This is a genomic window from Mesorhizobium sp. M1409, from assembly GCF_040317535.1.
Taxonomy (GTDB): domain Bacteria; phylum Pseudomonadota; class Alphaproteobacteria; order Rhizobiales; family Rhizobiaceae; genus Mesorhizobium.
In genome coordinates, this window is record NZ_JAMYKV010000069.1 from 1 (window position 1) to 21,216 (window position 21,216).

18 protein-coding genes are annotated in these 21,216 nt (G+C 63.7%); 2 read left to right on the plus strand and 16 right to left on the minus strand.

Annotated features, from left to right (window positions below; all coding sequences use genetic code 11):
- Positions 1–202: 202 nt before the first annotated feature.
- From NKG99_RS32055 to NKG99_RS32080, 6 genes are all read right to left on the minus strand, one after another.
- On the minus strand, positions 203–1,699 hold the full coding sequence (locus NKG99_RS32055) for a sugar ABC transporter ATP-binding protein (RefSeq protein WP_352873279.1): 1,497 nt from the start codon (positions 1,697–1,699) through the stop codon (positions 203–205).
- Entirely contained in the window at positions 1,699–2,754 is a 1,056-nt protein-coding gene (locus tag NKG99_RS32060) for an SMP-30/gluconolactonase/LRE family protein (RefSeq protein WP_352873280.1), read from the minus strand. Before NKG99_RS32060 ends, NKG99_RS32055 begins: the two co-directional genes overlap by 1 nt.
- Positions 2,751–4,874, minus strand: coding sequence for an ABC transporter permease (locus tag NKG99_RS32065; protein WP_352873281.1), 2,124 nt, complete (start codon positions 4,872–4,874; stop codon positions 2,751–2,753). The genes NKG99_RS32060 and NKG99_RS32065 overlap by 4 nt, the downstream gene beginning before the upstream one ends.
- A gap of 300 nt (positions 4,875–5,174) precedes the next feature.
- Positions 5,175–6,200, minus strand: coding sequence for a sugar ABC transporter substrate-binding protein (locus NKG99_RS32070; RefSeq protein WP_352873282.1), 1,026 nt, complete (start codon positions 6,198–6,200; stop codon positions 5,175–5,177).
- A 63-nt stretch (positions 6,201–6,263) separates the two neighbouring features.
- Entirely contained in the window at positions 6,264–7,250 is a 987-nt protein-coding gene (locus NKG99_RS32075) for an ABC transporter permease (RefSeq protein ID WP_352873283.1), read from the minus strand.
- Between the two features lie 269 nt (positions 7,251–7,519).
- A complete protein-coding gene (locus NKG99_RS32080; RefSeq protein ID WP_352873284.1) occupies positions 7,520–8,953 on the minus strand; it encodes a DHA2 family efflux MFS transporter permease subunit in 1,434 nt (477 codons plus the stop codon).
- Positions 8,954–9,075: 122 nt separating this feature from the next.
- On the opposite strand from NKG99_RS32080, the gene NKG99_RS32085 reads away from it, so the two are divergent.
- On the plus strand, positions 9,076–10,077 hold the full coding sequence (locus NKG99_RS32085; RefSeq protein WP_352873285.1) for an ornithine cyclodeaminase family protein: 1,002 nt from the start codon (positions 9,076–9,078) through the stop codon (positions 10,075–10,077).
- Entirely contained in the window at positions 10,074–11,591 is a 1,518-nt protein-coding gene (locus tag NKG99_RS32090) for an HAL/PAL/TAL family ammonia-lyase (protein WP_352873286.1), read from the plus strand. Before NKG99_RS32085 ends, NKG99_RS32090 begins: the two co-directional genes overlap by 4 nt.
- Here NKG99_RS32090 and NKG99_RS32095 read toward each other — a convergent pair.
- The 10 genes from NKG99_RS32095 to NKG99_RS32140 are packed head-to-tail and all read right to left on the minus strand — an operon-like array spanning position 11,556 to position 21,151.
- Positions 11,556–12,356 (minus strand): 3-methyl-2-oxobutanoate hydroxymethyltransferase, encoded by an 801-nt coding sequence (locus NKG99_RS32095; RefSeq protein ID WP_352659027.1) that lies wholly within the window; start codon positions 12,354–12,356, stop codon positions 11,556–11,558. The genes NKG99_RS32090 and NKG99_RS32095 overlap by 36 nt on opposite strands.
- Positions 12,357–12,392: 36 nt before the next feature.
- Entirely contained in the window at positions 12,393–12,707 is a 315-nt protein-coding gene (locus NKG99_RS32100; protein WP_352873288.1) for a MocE family 2Fe-2S type ferredoxin, read from the minus strand.
- 17 nt (positions 12,708–12,724) lie between these two features.
- Entirely contained in the window at positions 12,725–13,807 is a 1,083-nt protein-coding gene (locus NKG99_RS32105) for a fatty acid desaturase family protein (RefSeq protein WP_352873290.1), read from the minus strand.
- Between the two features lie 49 nt (positions 13,808–13,856).
- Entirely contained in the window at positions 13,857–15,038 is a 1,182-nt protein-coding gene (locus NKG99_RS32110) for an aldose 1-epimerase family protein (RefSeq protein ID WP_352873292.1), read from the minus strand.
- A 57-nt stretch (positions 15,039–15,095) separates the two neighbouring features.
- Positions 15,096–16,010: a sugar phosphate isomerase/epimerase family protein gene (locus NKG99_RS32115; RefSeq protein ID WP_352873293.1), complete on the minus strand. Its 915-nt coding sequence runs from the start codon at positions 16,008–16,010 to the stop codon at positions 15,096–15,098.
- Positions 16,011–16,044: 34 nt separating this feature from the next.
- The gene (locus NKG99_RS32120; protein ID WP_352873295.1) at positions 16,045–17,133 is read right to left on the minus strand and encodes a Gfo/Idh/MocA family protein; all 1,089 of its coding nucleotides are present in this window, start codon (positions 17,131–17,133) and stop codon (positions 16,045–16,047) included.
- Positions 17,134–17,168: 35 nt separating this feature from the next.
- Entirely contained in the window at positions 17,169–18,245 is a 1,077-nt protein-coding gene (locus NKG99_RS32125) for an ABC transporter ATP-binding protein (RefSeq protein WP_352873296.1), read from the minus strand.
- Between the two features lies 1 nt (position 18,246).
- Positions 18,247–19,338 carry an ABC transporter ATP-binding protein gene (locus NKG99_RS32130; protein ID WP_352873298.1) on the minus strand — a complete coding sequence of 364 codons (1,092 nt, stop codon included), beginning with the start codon at positions 19,336–19,338 and terminating at the stop codon, positions 18,247–18,249.
- Positions 19,335–20,294: a carbohydrate ABC transporter permease gene (locus tag NKG99_RS32135; protein ID WP_352873299.1), complete on the minus strand. Its 960-nt coding sequence runs from the start codon at positions 20,292–20,294 to the stop codon at positions 19,335–19,337. Before NKG99_RS32135 ends, NKG99_RS32130 begins: the two co-directional genes overlap by 4 nt.
- The gene (locus tag NKG99_RS32140) at positions 20,291–21,151 is read right to left on the minus strand and encodes a carbohydrate ABC transporter permease (RefSeq protein ID WP_183450686.1); all 861 of its coding nucleotides are present in this window, start codon (positions 21,149–21,151) and stop codon (positions 20,291–20,293) included. Before NKG99_RS32140 ends, NKG99_RS32135 begins: the two co-directional genes overlap by 4 nt.
- Positions 21,152–21,216: the final 65 nt, after the last annotated feature.

A 21,216-nucleotide genomic window follows, 5' to 3' on the forward strand; every position in this document is an offset into this window, starting at 1 on the left:
GTCCTGTGAAAGGACGACCAGGATCCTCTCGGTCTCCTTCCCACTTCAAACATAGCATGGGAACAACACACAGGATCCTCGGGTCAGCGCTGCGTCGCTACGCTCCTTGCTCCGCCCGTGGATGACGAAATGACGGGCGCTGCGGTTGATCTCCACAATGTTCGAGCCAGCGGCACGCCCATTCGCTTCCTGCTCCAGCACCCTAATGCACGGCCGCGTACATGATCTTCTCCTCCGTGGCCTCCGCCGGTGAAAACTCCTCGACGATGCGGCCCTGGCGGCAGACAAGAATACGGTCGGACAGATTCATGATTTCAGGCAGATAGGACGAGATGACGACGACGGCCAGGCCCTCGTCAGCCAGCCGGTTGATGATCTGGTGGATCTCGGCGATCGCGCCGACATCGACGCCGCGCGTCGGTTCGTCGAAGATGACGATGCGCGGCCGCTGCACCAGCCCCTTGCCGATCACCACCTTCTGCTGGTTGCCGCCGGAGAGCTCGACCACGCGCGCATTGTCGTTGATCGCCTTGATGTTGAGCGTCTTGGTCCATTCGGCCGACAGCGCGCGCATCTCCTGCGCGTTGATCACCCAGGCCTTTTCGCGGCCCGCCGCCAAGAGCCCGCCGAACAGGTTCTCGGCAATGCCCATCGTCTCGAAAATGCCCTCGCTCTTGCGGTCCTCGGTGACATAGACGATGCCGTCGGCCACCGCTTCGCTCGGCACGAGATAGCGCACTGGCCTGTCATCCAGCTCGATGGCGCCGCCGCGCAGGAAATCGCGCTTGTAGATGCCGGAGACGATCTTGAAGGTCTCGGTGCGGCCGGAGCCGATCAGCCCGAACACGCCGGTGATCTGGCCCTCGAAGATCGAGAAGGACGTGTTGCGCACGACATTGCTCATCGAGATGTCCTGCACCGACAGAACCTTCCGGCCTGCCTTGCGCAGCTTGGCTTCATCGCGCTGCCGGTAGATCTGCCCCGACAGCGTGCGCCCGACCATTGCGGCGACGATCCTGTCACGGTCGAAGGCGGACGTGTCGTCGGTGATGACCAGTTCGCCGTCACGCAGGATGGTGATGCGGTCGGCAATCAGCAGTGCCTCTTCCAGCGCGTGGCTGATGAAGACGATCGACACGCCGCTCGCTTTCAGCCTGCGGATCAGCGCGAAGAAATGGCGTTTCTCCTCCGGCGTCAGCGTCGCCGTCGGCTCGTCGAAGATGATGATCTCGGCATTATGGTGCACCGCCCGTGCGATCTCGACCATCTGCCGCTTGGCCGCACCCAGCGTTGCCACCATGGCGTTCGGGTCGACTGGAAAATTCAGCGATTGCAGGAACTGCTGAGCCGAAATGTAGGTGCCGCGCAGCCGGTTGAGGAACTTTTCAGTGCCGAGATAAAGGTTCTGCGCCACTGTCATCGACGGCACCAGGCTGGTTTCCTGGAACACCATCGCGATGCCGGCTTCAAGGGCGGCATGCGGCGAAGCGTAGGCGATCTCTTGCCCCTTGTGGAACATCTTGCCGGAGGAGGCGTCGACCACGCCGGCAATAATCTTGGTCAGCGTCGATTTTCCCGCGCCGTTCTCGCCGAGCAGCGCGTGGATTTCTCCCTTGCGCAGCTCAAAGCTGACGTTCTTCACCGCCGGTACGCCGCGATAGTTCTTGGTAACGTTCTCCAGCCGGACGATCGGTTCCATCAAAAACCTCCCGATGCGAGGTCGATCACCAGCACGCAGTCACCGCCCCTGGAGGCGATGAACAGGCTGCCGTCCTTTTCCGCCACGCTGCAGATGCCGTGGCGCGTGCCGTTGGCGCGGCTGTGCAGGCTGAATTGCGGCTGCATGTTTTGGTCGAGCTTGACCACCAGCCCATAGGAGCGGCTCGGCGACCACGGCTTGTGGATGCCCATGGCGCGGATGCCGCCGCATTGCAGCGGTTCGAGGAAACTGCGGCTGGAGGCAAGCGCCGGCGCGATCCAATAAGCCGGCGGCACCTGGTCGAGCATGTCCTGCCGATAGTGCGTTTCCTGCAAAACAAATTCGATCAGCCGGTTGCGCGGCGCAAACAAGGTCAGCCAAGCTCCACCATCAACGGCAGGCGATAGGCGCGCGGGATAGCCTGGCAGATGCGTCAACACCGTCGAACGGTTGCCCGTCGCGCCATCGAAGCGGACAAGCTGATGGCGCCAGCTTTCGCTGACCAGAACATCCCTGCCGACGGGATAGAGCCCATAGGGGAAGGCGATGTCGCCGGCCAATTTGCGGAAGCCGCCACCTACCGCATCCCGCTTCCAAAGCGAACCGGACGCTCCCTTCTTCATCAGGTCGGCGGCCCATTGCGAGGGCGCGTGCTCGGCCGAGCCATTGGCCAGCCACAGCGTGCCATCGTCTGCATAGGCAAGTGCGGTGATGCAGCGGATCTCGGCCGGCAGCGAAATGTCCCTGCCGCCAATCAGCAGCTTGCCGTTCTCCAACCCGACTGTCAGGTCGCCCGTTGGTGATAGCGCCAGCGCGGTGACGGGAGACGGAAAGGTCTCGACCACGACAGTCTCCGCGCCTGCGGCAATCGCATGGATGGCGTTACCGCTGGAGGCCAGCAGCCTGTCACCGGTAACCAGCAGATTGTCCGGCTCGGTCAGTTCAGCAAAAGCCGGCGCATCGTCCAGCCGCGTGTTGGGGCGGAAGGCGCCGTCGAGCGGCGGGATGGTCACCGCCTTGCCGCGAAACAGGTCGAGCACCGGATCGAGGATCATGATTTCGCCCCCCAATAGGAAGCGGGGCTGGTCCAATTCGGATCGGCGCCAGCGATCTTGTAGCGGCCGATGCGGTTGTTGAGGATACCGCCGACGAACAGAAAACCCTTATGCTCGCGCATCGAGGTGACCATCGGATGCGCGTCGCCGGTGAGGTCGCCCATCGCCTCGACGATGCCGCCGGTCTCGTTGAATTTCACCACGCCGCCGGTGTTGATGTTGGGGAACAGCCATTCATCCTGCGGCAGCCGGCGCGTCATGCGCTTGCGCATGTCAGGGTGGCGCAGCGACAGGTCGAAGCTCGGCGTGCGCATGCCCAGCCAGGCCATCCAGTAATTGCCGTCGGAGGCGCGGTTGATGTTGTCGGGATAGCCCGGCATGTCGCGGATGACGCATTCGGCGGTGCCGGCCTTCGGCCCTTCCAGCCAGTAGCGATGCACGCGGCAGGCCCAGCTTTCGGCGAAGAACAGCGACTTGCCGTCATGCGCCATGCAAACACCATTGGTGTAGCGGTAGCCGTCGAGCAGCGTCCTGGTCGAACCGTCCTTCGGGTCGTAGACCAGCAGCCGGCCGGTGGCGCGGTTCTCGATCGAGTCCAGCGTCCAATCGTGGGCATCGTAGCGCTTGGTCGAGTCGGTGAAATAGATCCGCCCGTCCGGCGCGATGTCGCAGTCATTGGGGTCGCGCAACCGCGCATCGTCGACGATCGAAGTCCAGGAGCGCGATGTTTCCGCTGACAGGCGTTTGACCTCCCGATCCGGCGAGACCGAATAGAGCCCCATGGCGCCGACGCAGCTGATCAGATTGCCCGATTTGTCGAAGGCGAGGCCCAGCGGAAAGCCGCCGATGTGGGCAAACACTTCCGACCTGACATAATCCGGCGCGAAGAAGCGGACGATCTCGCCGTGGCGCGTGCCGCAATAGAGGTTGTCGTCGCGGTCGAGGATGACATCTTCCGGCCCCTCCAACTCGCCAAGCCCGATATGGTCGGCGGCAGACAGCCTGTTGTCGAGCTCGTAGGGCGTGCCGGAGCCGGGTGCGGCCGACTGTGTCTCGCCCATCTTGAGATAGACCGGCGCGACATAGACCTCGTTCAGCACCTTGTGGCGGTTCTTCAGCCAGCGGATGTCGATCGTCACCGCCACCGCCAGCATGATGCCCAGCACCATCTGGTTGGTGCCGGTGCCGTAGCCCAGCCGGATCAGCCCGTTGGTCATGGTCAGCACGATGATGGCGCCCATCAGCCCCTTGATCACCGAGCCGCGGCCGCCACCGAGGCTGACGCCGCCGACCACCGCCGCCGTCAGTGCCATGATCTCGAGGTTGAGGCCGGTGCCCGGCCCTGCCCCGCTTAGGCGGCAAGCGATGAGGAAGCCGCCGATGGAAGCGCAGAAGCCCGAGAAGACATAAGTCATGAACACGGTGCGGCGCACGCGGATGCCGGCATTGTGCGCCGAACGCCTGGAGCCGCCGACCGCCAGCACGTGCCAGCCCGGCCGCGAACGCGTCAGCGCGATATGGGTGACGATGGCCAGGATGATCGCCAGCCACACCGAGATCGACAGCCCCCAGAACGTGCTGTCGCCGATGAAGTCGAGCACATCCGATGTGGCGGTCGAGAGCTGCACATCGGCGGCATAGGTGGTGACCAGGATGTCGAACAGCGCCCGTCCGAAGATGAAGGTGACCAGCGTGGTGAGAAAGGCGCGCAGCCTGAGGTAGCCGACGAGATAGCCGTTGATGGCGCCGAAGATGAGGCCGGTGGCGAGCGAAGCGGCCAGCGCCAGCCAGATCGACTGTTCGAGGATGAAGAAGACATAGACAGCGGAAAAGCAGGATAGCGCGAAGATCGAGCCGACCGACAGGTCGATGCCGCCGCCCAGCATCACCACCGTCATGCCGGTGACCACCATCGAGAACTCGCCGAGCTGCCGGGTCGATTCCTGCAGCGCGGTCAGCTTGAAGAAGCCGGGAATGATCGAGCCGAAGGTTGCCAGCGTCGCCACCAGCGCCAGGAACGGAATGGCGTTGTCGGTCCAGCGTTTGGTCAGGATCTCGCCGACGACATGGTCGGGCACGAGATTGTAGCGCCAGGACTGGAGGCGTTCGCGAAAGGACATCGGCTGCTGCTATTCCATGAGAAAGAAGAAGGGGTGGCCGGCCGATCCAAAGGCAATCACTTCACGTCGGCGCTGCCCCTCACCCTTACCCTCTCCCCGTGAAGAACGAGGAGAGGGGTCGCCAGCGTTGGAGCTTACTTCCCGACCGTCGCGACAGGCGCTTCAATACGTGGGTAGCTCCCTTCTCCCCGTCACTATACGGGGAGAAGGTGCCGGCAGGCGGATGAGGGGCGGCGCCAACGTCGAGAATTACCTCGTGGAGACATCCCGGCCACCTCGTTGATATCAATCGCGCAGATCCTACTTCGCCGCCGCCTCGGCCTGCAGCGCCTTCAGATCCCAGCAGCTGTCGGGCTTGAGGTCGGCCTTGGTCGTCGCCTTCTCCAGCGTGTAGATGTAGGTGTGCGAGGTACCGGCCGGCTGCCCGCTCTGCAGCAAGAACTTGATGATGGCGTTCATGTCGCCCGACTGGCGGGCAAGATCGGTCATCACCACGGCGCCATACGTGCCGTCCTGCAGCTTGTCGCAATCGGCCGTCTTCTCGCCACCGCCGGTGGTGACCAGGAACACCTTGCCGTCGAGCTTGGCGTCGCGGATCGCGGCGGAAGCGCCGGTGGCGTCACCGTCCCAGAAATCGATGATCGAGCAAATGTCCGGGTTCTGCTGCAGCATCGTCGTCGTCACGTTGCGCGAGGTCGTTGCGTCCCAGTTGGAGTCGGGCTTCGCCACGACCTTGAAGTCGGGATGCTTGTCCAGCACCTTCATGATGCCGGCATACTGATAGAGGCTCGACGAATTCGCCTGGTCGCCCTGCACGAGGCCGATCTTCTTCGACGAGGTTTCGCCGCAGCCCTTGATCGCCGCTTCGGCCTCGAGCTGGCCAAGCCGGTCCCAGTCGCTGCCGATAAAGGCGTCGGCCGGGAAGTTGGCGGGATTGTCGACCAGGATGACGTAGGTGCCGGCGGCCTGCGCCTTCTTCATCAGCTTGGAGTAGGAGTTTAGGTCCGGTGCATGGATGATCAGCACATCAGGCCTGGTGTCCGACGAAATGGCGTCGGTGATCGCCTGCGCGCCGGCATCGACGACCCAGTTCGGGTCGCGCGTCTCCAACATGCCGCCCCAGGCCTCGACTTCGGTCTTCAGGTAATGCGCCCAGCCTTGCGCCAGGTCGAAGCCCATCGCCAGCGGCACCAGCATGACACGCTTGCCCTTGAGTGCCTGCGCATAGGCAGCCGGGCCGGGATCGTCGGCGGCGAAGGTTGGCGCCACGAAGGCGGTGACGGCGAGTGCCGTGGCGGCGGCCATCAATGTCCTGATGAATTTCATGTCAGATCCTCTCGTTTTCGATTTTCATTGCCGGCCGATCGGGATGGATCGGACCGGGTACCCCTAGATGTCACCCTGCTGGGCGGTCTGCTCGTCACGTGGATTGATGATGCCGTCGACGATGATTGCCCCCAGCAGGATCGCCGCCTTGATCAGGTTCTGGTAGAGCAGCGGAATGTCGATGATGGTCATGGCGTTGAGCAGGATGCCGATCAGCGCCGCACCGACCAGCACATTGCGCACCCCGCCGCGCCCGCCGGACAGGCCGATGCCGCCGATCACCGCCACCAGCACGATGTCATAGAGCAGCGTCGAATTGACGACGCGGGTGTTGATCGAATGCAGGCTGGCCGCCGTCAGCAGGCCGGCGATCAGCGCGACGAAGGCGGAAAGCACATAGCGCAGCACCAGCATCGGCCGCACCGGAATGCCGATGTTGCGGGCGGCCACCGGATTGTCGCCGGCGAAATAGATGTAGCGGCCCCATTTGGTGTAGCGCAGGAACAGGAAGAACAGGAACGCCAGGCCCGCGAAGACGAACACCTCGATCGGAACATCGAGGAAGCGCAGGCCACCCAGCAGCTCGACCCAATGGCCCTGCGGCACCGGCACGGCATCCTGCGTGATCAGCTGTGAGCGCACATAGCCGAAGACGAAGGAGCCCGTCGCCAGCGTCACGAAAATCGCCGGCACATCGGCATAGGCAACGAGAAAGCCGTTGAGCAGACCGATGGCCAGCACGCCGGCCAGCACATAGGCGAAGGCCAGCCCGTCCGGCGTCCCCGAATTCAGCAGTTGCAGATACCAGGCGACCGACATCGCCATGATCGCCACCGCCGAGAGGTCGATGCCGCGGCCGATGATGACGACGGCCATGCCAAGCGCCAGTATTCCCAGTACCGACACGGAGCGGACGATGGCGACGAGGTTGTTGGGGTCGATGAAGCCTGGCAGGCCTATTGCCGCGGCGACGAACAGCACCACCGCGATGGCAAAGACAATACCTTCCTGATTCAGGCTCCTGACATTCGGCCAGCCGATCGTGTTCATGTCTGCGTTTGCCCCGATGGCAGGTGCCGCCATTCCTGGGAAGAAAGCTAATCGGCTCAGCGCCTGTTCGTCAAATGAATCCGCGTTCAGAACCCAGGCTGGCAGCGATATTCACCGAGTGGACGCATCGATTGCCGAAGCTGGCGCAATGCCCGGAAAAGCCTGCACTTTTGGCAATTGGTTGCGCCATTGCGGCCGCTCGCGAAAGCGTGCACCAAGGCGAAAGGACAAGACGGAATTTATCTCCGCATCAGGCGGAAAAATCGATCTTAATTTCCCGGCGCGTGGCCGGAAACCTCGGCGCCCGCACCCGGCGGCAGCGCGAGAAAACGCAACGCCGCCACCAGTCCGATGGCGCCGATCGCCAGGAAGGCGATTCGAAAATCCACGAGGTCGAGAGCGGGCCGACCCCGGACGATCTGCGACAGATTGAGGATCGCCGCCGCCACCGCGACGCCGAACAGCATCGCCACCTGCTGCAGCATCGAGGACAGCGTCGCCGCCGAGCTGCGCTGCGCCGCATCGATATCGGCGAAGGCCAGCGTATTGAGTGCGGTGAACTGCATCGAGCGCGACAGGCCGGCGATCAGCATCAGCGCCGCCACCAGCGCATGCGGCGTCTGCGGCGAGATCGCCGCGCAGGCCATGATCGCCGCCGAGGCGATCATGCCGTTGACGACCAGCACCGACCGGAAGCCGAAGCGGCGCAGCGTTGGCGTCGTCACCGTCTTCATGCCGAGATTGCCGAGGAAATAGGCAAGGATCATCATGCCGGCATCGACGGGGCTGAGGCCAAAGCCGACCTGGAACAGCAGCGGCAACAGGAACGGCGTGGCGTTGATCGCCACCCGGAAAATGGTGCCCGCGGCCAGCGTCGAGATGGCGAAGGTCAGCACCTTGAACGACGAGAGATCGAGCAGCGGATGCGGCGCACGCCTGAGATGCCGCACCGCCAGCCAACCGATGACGATGCCCGCGGCAATCAGCGCCACGGTCGGCAGGACGCCATCCTCCGGATGCGCGATGCGCTCGAGGCCGTAGAGCAGCAAAGCGAGCCCGGCCGACGTGAGCACGAAGCCAGGCCAGTCCAGCGGTTTGGGGTCGGCCTCGCGGTCGCCCGGAATGAAACGCGCGACCAGCGTCAGTCCGACCACGCCGAGCGGGATGTTGATGAAGAAATTCCAGTGCCAGGACAGGTAGGTGGTGATGAAGCCGCCGAGCACCGGCCCGACCACTGGCGCAAACAGCGCCGGCCAGGTGATCAGTGCCGTGGCGTTGAGCAACTCCGACTTCGACGCGTTGCGCAGCACGAGAATGCGTCCGACCGGCGTCATCAGCGCGCTGCCAAGCCCTTGCACGATACGTGCGGCGACGAATTGGGTCAGATTTTCAGAGAAGCCGCAGGCAAGCGAGGCCAGTGTGAACAGGACGATCGCCAGCAGGAAGATGTTGCGGGCGCCGAACCGGTCGGCGAGCCAGCCCGACAGCGGCACGAACACCGCCATGGTCAGCATGTATACGGTGATGCCGATGCTCATCGCCACCGCCGGCACGCCGAACGACTCGCCCATCTGCGGCAGCGAGGTCGAGATGATCGTCGAATCCAGCAACTGCATGAAGAAGGCGATGGCGACGATCAGCGCCACGCGCCGCGCATTGGTGGCCGTTTCGGGTAAGGCTTCAGTCTCGGGAATGGCAGTCATGACGGAACCGGTTTGAACAGCATTTGACTGGCCGCGTCCAGAGACGGCGCAACAAACTTTCGTGTCGCGCCGCCGCCTGCTATGGGGATGAGCGGGGTGGCCGAGGAAAGTGTGCGCGTAAAATGAAGCCCATCTACATCGACTACCTCAATGCCCTCGACATCGATGCCCTTGCCATGACCGATGATGAAATCATTGCCGCCGTCGAGGCTGGCCTGGTGGCGCAAGGCAAGGGCCAGACGGTGATCGAGCCGCGCGTTCATCTCGAGCCGGACCCGTCCTTCCACGGCCATTTCAACGTCTTGCGCGGCTACGTCGCGCCGCTCGACACGGCGGGCGTGAAAATCGTCGGCGACTATGTCGACAATTACCTGCACGGGCTGCCTTCCGAATTCGGCATCCTCAATCTGTTCGATCCGCGCACCGGCACGCCGCGCGCCATCCTCGACGCCACCGTCATCACCGACATGCGCACCGGCGCCGTCACCGCAATCGGGGCCAAGCATCTGGCGCGCAAGAATTCCAAGGTGCTGGCCCATATCGGCGCGCGCGGCACCGCCTACTGGAATGTGCGCCTGCTCGACCACCTCTTCGACTTCGACGAGATCCGCGTCCATTCGCGCCGCCCGGAAAGCCGCGACGGTTTTGCCGCCAAACTGTCCGCCGACCTCGGCAAGACGGTGACGGCGGTGGCCGACTGGAAGAGCTGCATCGAGGGCGCCGACATCGTCGTCGAAGCCTCGCGGCTACCGGAGCCACAACCATTGTTGAAGACCGAATGGATCAAGCCCGGCGCGCTGGTCGTGCCCTATGGCACGATGAGTGCTGTCGAGCTGTCGCTGACGGACATCATGCGGAAGATGGTCGTCGACGACTGGGGCCAGTGCAAGGGCGGCAAGTTCGGCTCGCTACGCGCTCATGTCGAGACCGGACGGCTGAGCGAAAAGACGCTGCATGCCGAACTCGGTCAGATCGCCGCCGGTCTCAAGGTCGGGCGTGAGAATGACGAAGAAACGATCCTGTTCTGGCATCGCGGCCTGTCGCTGTCAGACATTGCACTGGGCAAGGCGATGCTGGCCAAGGCGCGGGCGCAGGGCATCGGCCAGAGGCTGCGCTTCGCATGACCGCGCTTCTCCTCACCGGGACCGACGTCGGCGTTGGCGACGTCGCCGCCGTCGCCCGTGATAGGCGCAAGGTGGAGATTGGACCTGATGTCCTCGGCCGGCTGGAGAAAGCGCGAAAAGTGCTCGACCAGGCCGCCGCATCCGGCCAGCAGATCTATGGCCTGAACACCGGCCTCGGCGCCAATCTCGGTATCGCTGTAGAGGGCGACGCCAGCACCTTTCAGCGGCAATTGCTGGAGGGACGCAGCGGCGCGGTCGGCGAAACGCTGCCGGTCGAAGCCGTTCGCGCAACCATGGTGGCGCGTGCCGCGATGCTGTCAGCTGGAGGCTCCGGCCTTTCGCCTTACGTCTTCGTCGCCTTGGTCGACGCGCTCAATGCCGGCGTCCATCCTGTCATGCCGTCGCTCGGCTCGATCGGCGCCGGCGATCTGGTGCTGATGACGGCACTCGCCCGCATGCTCACCGGCGAAGGCGAGGCAGACTATCAGGGTCGCCGCATGCCGGCGGTCAAGGCGCTGATGATGGCCCGTCTCGCCCCCGTCAGCCTGGCGCCGAAGGACGGCCTGTCGCTGATCAATGCTTCGGCGGTCTCAGCCGGCAGCGGCGCACTTGCGGTGACGGATGCACTGTCCGCCCTTGCCCAGCAGCAGCAGGCCGGCGCGCTGACCATGGAAGGTTTTGGTGCCAACCGCACCATCCTCGACCCGCGCCTGCATATGGCGCGACCGGCGGCTGGCCAGCAGGAGGCGGCAAAGTCACTGCACGATCTGCTCGCCCGTGACGAGCCGCCGGCGCCAACGACGTTGCAGGATCCGCTGTCGATACGCTGCATGCCGTCGATCCACGGAGCGCTGATCGATGCGATCGGTCAGGCCAGGCATGCCGTCGAGATCGAACTCAACGCCGCCGCCGACAACCCGCTGGTGCTGGGCGATGACGAGCTGGTGCTGTCGACCGGCAATTTCCACACCGCCGCACTTTCGCTGGCCTTCGAGACCCTCAGCCTGGCAATCGCTCAATGTGCCGCCGCGAGTGCCGCCCGCTTCATCCAGCTCACCGGTTCGGGCCGCAACGGCCTGCCGAAATATCTGTCGCCGGTCGGCGGCGCCTCGGCCGGGTTCGTGCCGTTGCAGAAGGTAGTGGCATCGATCCTTGCCGCCATTCGCCACAAGGCCAATCCGGTGATGCTCGACTTCCTGCCCGTGTCGGAAGGCGTCGAGGATCATGCCACGCAGACGCCGCTGGCGGTTGCAAAATGCGCCGAGATGATCGACCTGTGGCGGCGGCTGATCGCCTTTGAATTGATGGCCGCCGCGCAGGCCGTCGACCTGCGTGAAGGGCTGACCCTGGCGCCACGCACCGCTGCAATTCACAAGGCAATACGCGCGCTGGTCCCTGGCTTGAAGAAGGACCGGCCGCTCGGCATCGACGCCGAAGGGCTCTACGCGATGCTCGCGGGTGGAAATTGGCAAGCGGCCTTAAGCCCGACCGACCTTGTCCAGGAACAGGCGTAGTTCGCCCGGATCCATATGCACGACATGCCTGTCCTCGGGATAGGCAAGGCTGTTGACGTCGGCGACATATTCCGAGAACGCGGCGATGCGCTCTGCTTGCAACCGATCGTATTCGGCGGCGAAATTGCGATAGACCTTGGAATGGCGCGGCATGTGGCCACGGTTCTGGCCAAGAATGTCATCGGCGAACAGATATTGCGCGTCGCAGCCTGTGCCCGCCCCCATCGACAGCATGATCAGCGACGTGCGCTCCGAGATCGCTTTCGCCACCTCGACCGGCACCACCTCGATTTCCGCGCCGATGGCGCCGGCGGCCTCCAACTGCTTGACCGCCGCGAAGATCTCCATGGCGGTGTCGGCCGTCTTGCCGACGGCTTTGAAGCCGCCGGTCCAGGTGGCGCGCGACGGGATCAGGCCGACATGGCCTATGACGGGGATCGCATCGTCGGCCATCCGCTTGATGGTGGCGTAGCCGGCGCTGCAATAGACCGCGTCGGCCCCGGCCTTGTAGAGCCGGAAGGCCCAGCGCAGGAAATCGTCTGACGTGCCGATCTCGTAGAAATTGTCTCCCGGCATGGTGAACAGACTGGGCGCCGCGTCGCGGTATTGCGGGTTGAGCACCAGTTCGGGCGGCACCGAAACGATGTCGACCCCTGCCCGCTCGGCCGCCTCGGCCTCGTCCATCGTCAGCACGCGCAGCATGGTCAGCTGGCGCTTGCCCTTCATGGCGCGCAGGTCCGCGACGGTCGGTCTTTTTCGGCTCATCGAAAGGGTTTCCCTCTTGTTGTATGCTGCGGCAGGTCAGCCGATCTCGATCATGACCTTGCCAGCTTCGATCCGCACTGGATAGGTCTTGAGATTGACGCACACCGGCGCGCCCTTGGCGACACCTGTCTTGTAGTTGAAGCGGCCATTGTGCTTTGGGCATTCGATGATGTCGTCCATCACCAGCCCGTCGGCCAGATGTGCCTTCTCATGCGTGCAGTAGCCGTCGGTGGCGAAGTACTCGTCATCGGGACTGCGATAGATGGCGAAGGTGCGGCCGCCATGATCGAAGCGGATGACGTCCTCTTCCTCGACATCATTGACCCCACACGCTTCCACCCAGTCGGCCATCTCTGTCTCCTGCGACTCTATTCCGCTGCCGCCGGAACGGTCAGCGCGTGGAACTCCTCCCGGTACGGTCGCGCCGTCGGCGGCAATTCACGCTTGAGGAAATAGTCCTCGTACCGGAGCTGCCTGATAAGCACCGGCCAGACCTCGCGATAGGCATGCCACATCGATGGATTGGGCTCGGGCAGATCGTGCTTGATCAGTTCGTGAAGTTTCGGCAGCGCATGATAGGGCACCATCGGGAACATATGATGTTCGACGTGATAATTCATGTTCCAGTAGATGAAGCGGCTGATCGGGTTCATGTAGACGGTGCGCGTGTTCAGCCGGTGGTCGGTGACGTTGTCGGCCAGCCCGATATGCTGCAGCAGGCCGGTCAGCACCATGTGCCAGCTGCCATAGAGGCGCGGCAGGCCGATCAGCACCAGCGGCAGTAACGACCACAAATAGAACGCCAGCGCGATCGTCACGACATAGATGGCGATATGCCAGCGCGCGGCGATGACCGCCTTGCGCAGCTCCATCTCGGGGATAAAACTCTTTTCGTCGGGCGAGATGCTGCCGAACGCATTGCGCACCAGTGTGGGCAGCGAATAGCGGAAATCGAGAATGCCCGTGAAGGCAAGTGCGGCGCGCAGCAGGTCCGGCGGACGCATCACCGCGATCTCGGCATCGCGGCCGACGATGATGGTGTCGGTGTGGTGGCGAGCATGGCTCCAGCGCCAGGTCACCGGATTGCGCATCAGCATGAAGCTGGCGATCTGGTAGACGACATCGTTCATCCAGCGGGTGCGGAAGGCGGTGCCGTGGCCGCATTCGTGCCAGCGCGAGTCACTGGAGGAGCCGTAGAGCACACCATAGACGAGCAGGAACGGCACCACCCACCATGTGCCCCAGAACCAGATGATCCCGGCGGCGGAGCCCAGTATGGCAGCGATCCAGATGATCGTGTCGCGGATGGCCGGTCCGTCCGAGCGTTGCATCAGCTCCTTCATCGCCTTGCGCGGCACATCGGTGTGATACCATTCGGCCGAGGCCAGCCCGGTCTCGATCGCGATGCGTGTGCTTTCGCCGACCAGGCTGTAGTCGCGCTTTCTTCCCATCACATCGACCTCCGATTTCCGGCCCGCCAGCCGGAGCATTCGTTTCGCATCATGCCCTGTCCGCCAATCCCGGAAAATTGCCCGACGGCACAGGATAATCCTGTTGCGGCTGCCTGGCGATCGACGCGATCTTCGCTTCAGCCGCGGCAATCGCGCCGGCGCCGTCGAGCACCCGGAACACCGCGTCATAGGAACGGCTTTCGCCATGCTCCAGCCAGATCATCTCGCCGCGCTCGCGCGCCGCGAGATTGCCGAGCACATGGTGTGTCGAGGGCTCTATGCCGAGCGCATACTGCCCTGCCTGGAAATTCTGCCATTGATAGGCGCAAGGCAGCTGGTCCTTGCGGGTCACCACCTCGAAGCCAAGTCCGAGACGGTCGTTGACAACAGCCACTGGCACCTCGCCATTGGCGTCCGCCGCCATCTCGTGCTGCCAGACCTGCTCGCTGAAACCCAGTCGCGGCGCCGGCACCGTGCGGTAGCCGACCTTCTGCGCCTCGTAGAGCTCGCCATCATGGCCTGCCCAGACGACGTCCCGGATCGGCGCCAGATAGCGCGCGCCCTCGTCGAGCAAGGGGTGGCTGACATTGACATGGTAGAAATACATATGCGGCGTACGGTTGAAGCCGTGATTGACGACGCGGTCCGACAGCCGGATCTCGTTGCCGCCGACATCGGCCTCGATGCGCCGCAATAAATGCAGATCCTCGCCGAACACCGCCGATTGCTGGACGATCCCTTCGGCCCACAGCACGCAGCGGTCACCATCCCAGGCCTCGCCATACCCGGTCAGCCGCGCCGGAATGGTGCCGACGCGGCCGTGCAGCGAATGCACCACGGTCTTCCTGCCCGGATAGTTGTAGGTATCGACCGGCACTTCTTCCCGGCCCAATATATGGTCGAGGCCGCAGGTGACGAGCAGGCCGGAAAAGGAGCGCGCCCAGGCCAGTCCGCCTTCCCCCTCGTAGTCGTGCAGGCCGGGGTTGCGAAAGCCGCTCGGCGAATGCCAGCCGATCGCCTGGCCCTTGAAGTCGCAATCGGCGATATCGAGCGCCCGGTCGACCAGCGCCGTGAAGCGCAGGCCCGAACCGGTGCGGAACTCCAGCATGCGGATGCCGCGTTCCACCCCGTCGCCAAGCGTCATCAGCCGCACGCCGGCGAATTGCGACAGCATGCCCGAACGTTCCGATACCTGACGGCGCGAAAGCGTCTTGCCGTAGAGTTCTACCATGTCACGGCCGCTTCTTCACTGCACTGTCGTCCCATCAATCGGCTGCGCTAATGACCATCAAAGACCGTTGGCGCGGAACTTCCCGTCGAGGAACTTCTTGGCGCGCGGCACGTCGTCTTCCGAGAGATGCTCGATGATCACCGGGATGTTCGGATGCTTCTGCGCCAGCCGCTGAAGGTAGAGATCGTAGTTCAGCGAGCCGAGGCCGGGTGCCGGCAGCTCGATCTCGCCGACGCCACGGAACGTGTGGCTCTCCAGCGCGTCCTCGTCACCGATATCGGCATGCTTCTCGGACTTGTCGCCGCCCGAGCGCTTGACGTCCTTGGCGTGCGCTATTCTGATCTTGTCCGTCAGCGTGTCGAACACCTGGTTCAGGATCTGGTCCATCCTGTCGATGTTGTGCGTCTCGAAATAATTGGTCGGATCCATCAAGAGTCCAAGGCCGGGATGATCGACCTGCGCGAACATCTTCACCGTCTCCTCGACCGAGCCGACGACGTTGTTGACATAGGTCTCGAGCAGGAACACCGCGCCGTGGTCATAGGCTGTCTGGGCAAGGTCGGCGACCACCTTGCGGCATTCCTCGAACCCTTCCTCGGTCTTGTTCTTGGGGTGATGCACCCAGTCGGACTCGGTGTTGTAGGTGCCGGTCTCCGAGATCACGTACGGGCTGCCGAAATGGCGGGCGTTGCGGATGATCTCCTTGAGGTAGCCGACGCGCTTGTCGCGCTCGGCCTTGTCCGGATGGATGATGTTGGTGTAGCCCGACACGCAGCAGACCGGCAGATTGTGGTCGCGGAAAACGTCGCGCACGGTCTTGGCCTTGTCCTTGGTGATCTGCCCGGCCGACAGGTCGACATCCTTGAAATGGAGGTCGAGCTGCACCGTGTTGAAACCGAGCCCGCGGATCTTCTTCGCCGTCTCTTCGAGGCCGTACGGGAAATAGCCCGTGAAAATACCTGCCTGCATCATGGTGTGAATTCCTCCCTTTAAGCGACTCAGTGATTCAGTTTGTCGAGATTTCGGACAGCTTGACCGTGCGGCCCTCGTCGATCGAGCGGTAGCCCGCCTCGACCAGCGCCATGGTCTTGACGTTGTCGGCGACCGACAGCGCCGGCGGCGTGCCCGTCTTCACCGCGTGCTGGAGCTGTTCCATCACGCCGATAAAGGCATGCGGGAACCACATCGTGTCCCAGCTCGGGCTGACCCACTCGCCGCCGGTCGTCTCGGTGGAAGCATAGGTCAGCGTCGAGGCCGCACCTGTCGGCCAGCCGATGGTGCCCTTGGCGACCCCCTTGGTGCCGTCGACGCGCCAGTTGATGTGCTGGTCGTCCTTGTAGCCATCCTGGCGCGGGCCGGACCAGACATCCTCCAGCGACACGGCGAGCACGCCGGACGGGAAGCGCAGCGTCGACACGGTGATGCCGTCGGAATGGTCGAATTTCGTGCGCGGATCCTTGCGCGTCAGCGTGGTGATTTCATCCGGGTCGCCGAACAGGAAGCGCAACACGTCGAGATGGTGCACGCTCATATTGGCGAGCGTCAGCCGGTCATATTCTTCCAGGAAGCTCTGCCAGTGCGGGATGGCGTGCATGTCGATCTGCGCGAAGACGATGTCGCCCAGCGCGCCGCTGTCGATGATCTGCTTCAAGACGCGCATCGACTGGTCGTAGCGCATGTTTTGGTTGACCGAGAGGATCTTGCCGGCCTTGGCCGCCTCGTCGCGCAGCTTGACCGCTTCCTCGACCGACAGCGCCAATGGCTTCTGCGCCAGGATCGCCTTGATGTGCTTCTGCTTCAGTGCGTGACGGATCAGCGCCGGCTGCTGGTCGGGCGGAAAGGCAAGGTCGATGATCTCGACATTCGTATCCTCGATCAGCTGCTCCGGCGTGTCGTGCACGGTCGGGATGGCCCAGCGCGCCGCCACCTTCTCGGCGCTGGCCCGGGTGCGCGAGGCGATCGCCACCACCGGGAAGCCAGCTTCCTTGTAGGCAGCGAGATGACACTCGGCCATGATCATGCCAGCGCCGACGCAGCCGATCTTGAATTCCTTCGTGCGGACCTTCACGTCCGGCTCGAAGCCCTTGTTTGCCATCTGATCCTCCCGAAGCTCTTTCCTTGCGGCCGCCGTCATCGTGCCAGCGCTCCCCCGCTCTGTCCGAAATAATGCACCCTGGCCGCCTCACAGGATATCGCCACCATGGCGTCGGGCCGGATGTCAGGCTGGCCGCGCAGCAATGCCTTTAGCCGCGCCTGCCCGGCAGCGAGCGTCAGCACGGTGTAGCCGCCAAGCGGCTCGACCTCGAACACCCGCGCTGGGCGGCCCGGGCCCCCATCCCCTTTTCCATCAACGGGCCACGGTCCGACCTTGATGTCTTCCGGCCGCAGTCCGATCTCGACGGCGTCCGCGGGCGCCGCCTTGTCGGCAATGCGGATCGTGCCTTCGGCCGCCTCGACACCGCCCTCGCCGCGCACCGATCGAAGGATGTTCATCATCGGCGAGCCGAGCAGCCGCGCCACATAGGTGCTGGCCGGGCGGTCATAGATCTCGGCCGGCGCACCGATCTGCCTGATCCTGCCATCCTCCAGGATAGCGATGCGGTCGGCGACCGACATCGCCTCTTCCTGATCATGCGTGACGTAGATCAGCGTCTTGCCGAGCTCGCGCTGGATGCGCTTCAGTTCGACACGCGTTTCCTCGCGCAGCCTGGCGTCGAGCGCCGAGATCGGGTCGTCCATCAGATAGGCGTTGGGATCGCGCACCAGGGCACGCGCGATCGCCACGCGCTGCCGCTCGCCTCCCGAAAGCTGGCCCGGCGGCTTGTGCAGGATGTGGCCGATATGCAGCTTCGCCGCGACGTCGGCGACCCGCCTTTTGATGTCGACCTCGGCGACCCGGCGTTCGACCAGGGGGAAGCGGACATTGTCGAGCGCGCTCATATGCGGAAACAGGGCCAGGTTCTGGAACACCATCGCCACGTTGCGCTCGGCCGGCGACACCTCGTTGACCGGTCTGCCGCCGATCAGGATTTCGCCGGCATCAGGGGTCTCAAGCCCAAGCACCAGGCGCAGGATGGTCGACTTTCCCGACAGTGGCGGCCCAAAGAAGCAGAAAAACTCATTGTCGTTGACGGTGAACGAGGCGTCGTCGACGGCGAGTGTGCCGCCGTAGCGCTTGGTCACATTGCGGAAGACGATATCGGCCATCTCAACCTGCCTTCATCGCAAGACCGGTAGCGGCGTCGAAGACACGCACCGACGACGCGGTGGGGGCGACGACAGCGGTGTCGCCGATCGCCAGCCCGACATCATTGTCGAACACCGTTTTCACGGCAGCCTCGCCCTGCCCGAGATGAACGATGGTGCGCGCACCGATCCGTTCGACGAAAGTGACCTGCATGGCGAGGCCCTGACCATTCTGCACCAGCGTCGCCTGTTCCGGCCGGAATCCGTAAAGCACCTCGCCGCGCGCACCACGAACGGCCGCCGCCAGATCACTCGGCAGCGGCGGGGTGATGCCCACCGGTCCGAGATCGACGACCAGCCCACGGTCGCTCTCCGCCGGCCTGCCCTTGAGCAGGTTCATGCCCGGCGCGCCGATGAAGCGGGCGACGAAGACATTGGCCGGATCGTTGTAGACCTCAAGCGGCGTGCCGACCTGCTGCAGCACGCCATGATCCATGACCGCGATGCGGTCGGCCATGGTCATCGCCTCTAGCTGGTCGTGGGTGACATAGACCATGGTCTGGCGGAACTGGCGCTGCAGCTGCTTCAGTTCGGTGCGCATGACAGCCCGGAAAGCGGCGTCGACATTGGACAGCGGCTCGTCGAGCAGGAAGATCGCCGGCTCCATGATCGCCGAGCGGCCGATCGCCACCCGCTGCAATATGTTGACCGACAGCCGGTCGGCCTTACGGTCGAGCAGCGGCGTCAGCTGCAGCATTTCGGCGATGGCGCCGACACGGCGGTCGATCTCGGCTTTGGCAGCTCCTCGCATTTTTGGGCCGTAGCCAAGGTTCTGGCGCACCGTCATATGGGTGAAGATGGCGTAGTTCTGGAACACGAAGCCGACGCCGCGCCGCCCCATCGGCACGCCGGCCATGTCGCGCTCGCCAAACAGGATCTTGCCCCCGGTCGGTTCCTCCATGCCGGCGATCATGTTCATCGTCGTCGACTTGCCGCAGCCCGACGGACCGAGCAGCGCCATGAACTCACCATCTGATATTGCCAGGTCCATGGTCTTCAGCGCGGTGAAGTCGCCGAATTTCTTGACCAGGTTCTGCAGGTGGATCGCGCTCATGCCAGTACCTCGCGTGCCCGCGCCATGCGCTTCATGGCGAACACCGCGACGATCGAGAGCACCACCAATATGGCCAGCGCGATCGCCGCCACATAGCCCCAGATCAGGTCCTGCGTGGTGAGCTTGTAGATGTAGACGGAGATGGTCTCGGTGGCGACGCCGGGACCACCGCCGGTCATGATGTAGAGCGTATCGAAGATCTTGAAGTTCTCTATTACCCTGATCGCCAGCGCGATGATGATGATCGTCTTCATCTTCGGCAGCACGATGGTGACGAAGCGCTGCCACGGATTGGCGCCGAGCAGCGTCGCCGCCTTGATCTGGTCCTCCGGCACACCGACCAGACCGGCGAGCAGGATGAGGAACATCAGCGGCGTCCACTGCCAGATATCGGCGACCATGACGGCGATCAGGGCCAGGGTCGGGTCCGACAGCCAGGCGATGGTGACGGGAGAACCGGTGAGCGCCGACAATATGTCGTTCACCGGACCGCCCGACTGGAACAGCATGAAGAACATGTAGCCGGCCACCGCCGGCACCACCATCATCGGCATCAGCAGGATCGAATAGAAGATCCGCTTGCCCGGAAAATCGTCGGCAAACAGCGTCGCCAGCGCCAGCCCCAGCAGGAACTCCGCCGGCACGCAGACGATCATGACAATGGCCGTGCGCTTCAGCGCGCTCCAGAAGCGTGGATCGGCGGCAAGATCGGTGTAGTTGGCAAAGCTGTTCCACAGCGACCAGGCATTCCACCAGCCGAGGCCCGACAGCGGCGACCAGTCGGTGACGCTGATATAGAGCTGCATCAACAGCGGGAAGGCCGAGATGAACAGGACGAGGATCTGCGCCGGCAGCGTCAGCCGGAAACCCAGCCTTCCGCCCTCGTCGCGCGAAACCGGCCTTGCTCCGACGGCTTTCATCTCGTCCTCTGCATTCATGGCAGTCACCGCGCTCATTGCTTGAGCGCCCCGAATGTCAGCCCGCGCACCAGATGACGTTGGATGGCGATGCCCATGATGACCGGCGGCACGGCGGCGATCAGGCCGAGCGCTGCCTTTGCGCCATAGAGCTGCCCGGTCATCGAGGACGACAGCGAGGCCATGTAGACCGGGATCGTCACCCATTCGCGCGTCGTCAGAAGCAGCGCGATCAGATAGTCCGACCAGTTGAGGATGAAGACGAAGAGTGCCGCACTGGCCAGCGGCGCGCGCATCATCGGCAGCGTGATGCGGGTAAAGACGCGCAGCCGCGAACAGCCTTCGACCAGGGCCGCCTCCTCGATCTCGCGCGGCATGTCGTCGAAGAACGTCTTCATCAGCCAGAAGGCGAAGGGCAAGGTGACGATGCCGTAGATCAGCGCCAGGCCCCACCAGCTGTCGGTGAAGTTCAGGAAGGCCCACATGATCATCACCGGGATCATCACCGCCATCGGCGGAAACAGCCTGAGCTGGATCAGTGCCAGCGGCAGGTTCTGGCCGGAGCCGAAACGCGACAGTCCGTAAGCCGCGGCAGTGCCCGCCGACATGGCGATCACCGTGCCGAAAACCGCCGACAGCAGAGACGAGAGGATAGGTTTCAGCGCGGTGCGGTCGAGCGCGACGATCAGATTGTTGGTCGACTCGCCGAAGACGAAACGGAAATTGCTGAGCGTCGGGTTCTTCGGCCACCATGTCAGGTCGGCACCGGTCGCCGACCATTCGGCGATCGGCTTGAACGCCATCGACACCATCCACAGGATCGGCACCAGCGTCACCGCCATGGCCGCGAGGATCGCGGCGTAGCGGAATATCTCGAAGGGAATGGAACGCTTCATCTGGCGGCTTTGCTGGTGGCGTTGTGGGCGGAGGGGAGAAGCAAGCTCCTCCCCTCCTTCGATGT

Excerpts from the sequence above, each read along its gene's own strand:
- NKG99_RS32055 (WP_352873279.1), bottom strand. The coding sequence starts at position 1,699 with ATGGAACCGATCGTCCGGCTGGAGAACGTTACCAAGAACTATCGCGGC.
- NKG99_RS32060 (WP_352873280.1), bottom strand. The coding sequence starts at position 2,754 with ATGATCCTCGATCCGGTGCTCGACCTGTTTCGCGGCAAGGCGGTGACC.
- NKG99_RS32065 (WP_352873281.1), bottom strand. The coding sequence starts at position 4,874 with ATGTCCTTTCGCGAACGCCTCCAGTCCTGGCGCTACAATCTCGTGCCC.
- NKG99_RS32070 (WP_352873282.1), bottom strand. The coding sequence starts at position 6,200 with ATGAAATTCATCAGGACATTGATGGCCGCCGCCACGGCACTCGCCGTC.
- NKG99_RS32075 (WP_352873283.1), bottom strand. The coding sequence starts at position 7,250 with ATGAACACGATCGGCTGGCCGAATGTCAGGAGCCTGAATCAGGAAGGT.
- NKG99_RS32080 (WP_352873284.1), bottom strand. The coding sequence starts at position 8,953 with ATGACTGCCATTCCCGAGACTGAAGCCTTACCCGAAACGGCCACCAAT.
- NKG99_RS32085 (WP_352873285.1), top strand. The coding sequence starts at position 9,076 with ATGAAGCCCATCTACATCGACTACCTCAATGCCCTCGACATCGATGCC.
- NKG99_RS32090 (WP_352873286.1), top strand. The coding sequence starts at position 10,074 with ATGACCGCGCTTCTCCTCACCGGGACCGACGTCGGCGTTGGCGACGTC.
- NKG99_RS32095 (WP_352659027.1), bottom strand. The coding sequence starts at position 12,356 with ATGAGCCGAAAAAGACCGACCGTCGCGGACCTGCGCGCCATGAAGGGC.
- NKG99_RS32100 (WP_352873288.1), bottom strand. The coding sequence starts at position 12,707 with ATGGCCGACTGGGTGGAAGCGTGTGGGGTCAATGATGTCGAGGAAGAG.
- NKG99_RS32105 (WP_352873290.1), bottom strand. The coding sequence starts at position 13,807 with ATGGGAAGAAAGCGCGACTACAGCCTGGTCGGCGAAAGCACACGCATC.
- NKG99_RS32110 (WP_352873292.1), bottom strand. The coding sequence starts at position 15,038 with ATGGTAGAACTCTACGGCAAGACGCTTTCGCGCCGTCAGGTATCGGAA.
- NKG99_RS32115 (WP_352873293.1), bottom strand. The coding sequence starts at position 16,010 with ATGATGCAGGCAGGTATTTTCACGGGCTATTTCCCGTACGGCCTCGAA.
- NKG99_RS32120 (WP_352873295.1), bottom strand. The coding sequence starts at position 17,133 with ATGGCAAACAAGGGCTTCGAGCCGGACGTGAAGGTCCGCACGAAGGAA.
- NKG99_RS32125 (WP_352873296.1), bottom strand. The coding sequence starts at position 18,245 with ATGGCCGATATCGTCTTCCGCAATGTGACCAAGCGCTACGGCGGCACA.
- NKG99_RS32130 (WP_352873298.1), bottom strand. The coding sequence starts at position 19,338 with ATGAGCGCGATCCACCTGCAGAACCTGGTCAAGAAATTCGGCGACTTC.
- NKG99_RS32135 (WP_352873299.1), bottom strand. The coding sequence starts at position 20,294 with ATGAGCGCGGTGACTGCCATGAATGCAGAGGACGAGATGAAAGCCGTC.
- NKG99_RS32140 (WP_183450686.1), bottom strand. The coding sequence starts at position 21,151 with ATGAAGCGTTCCATTCCCTTCGAGATATTCCGCTACGCCGCGATCCTC.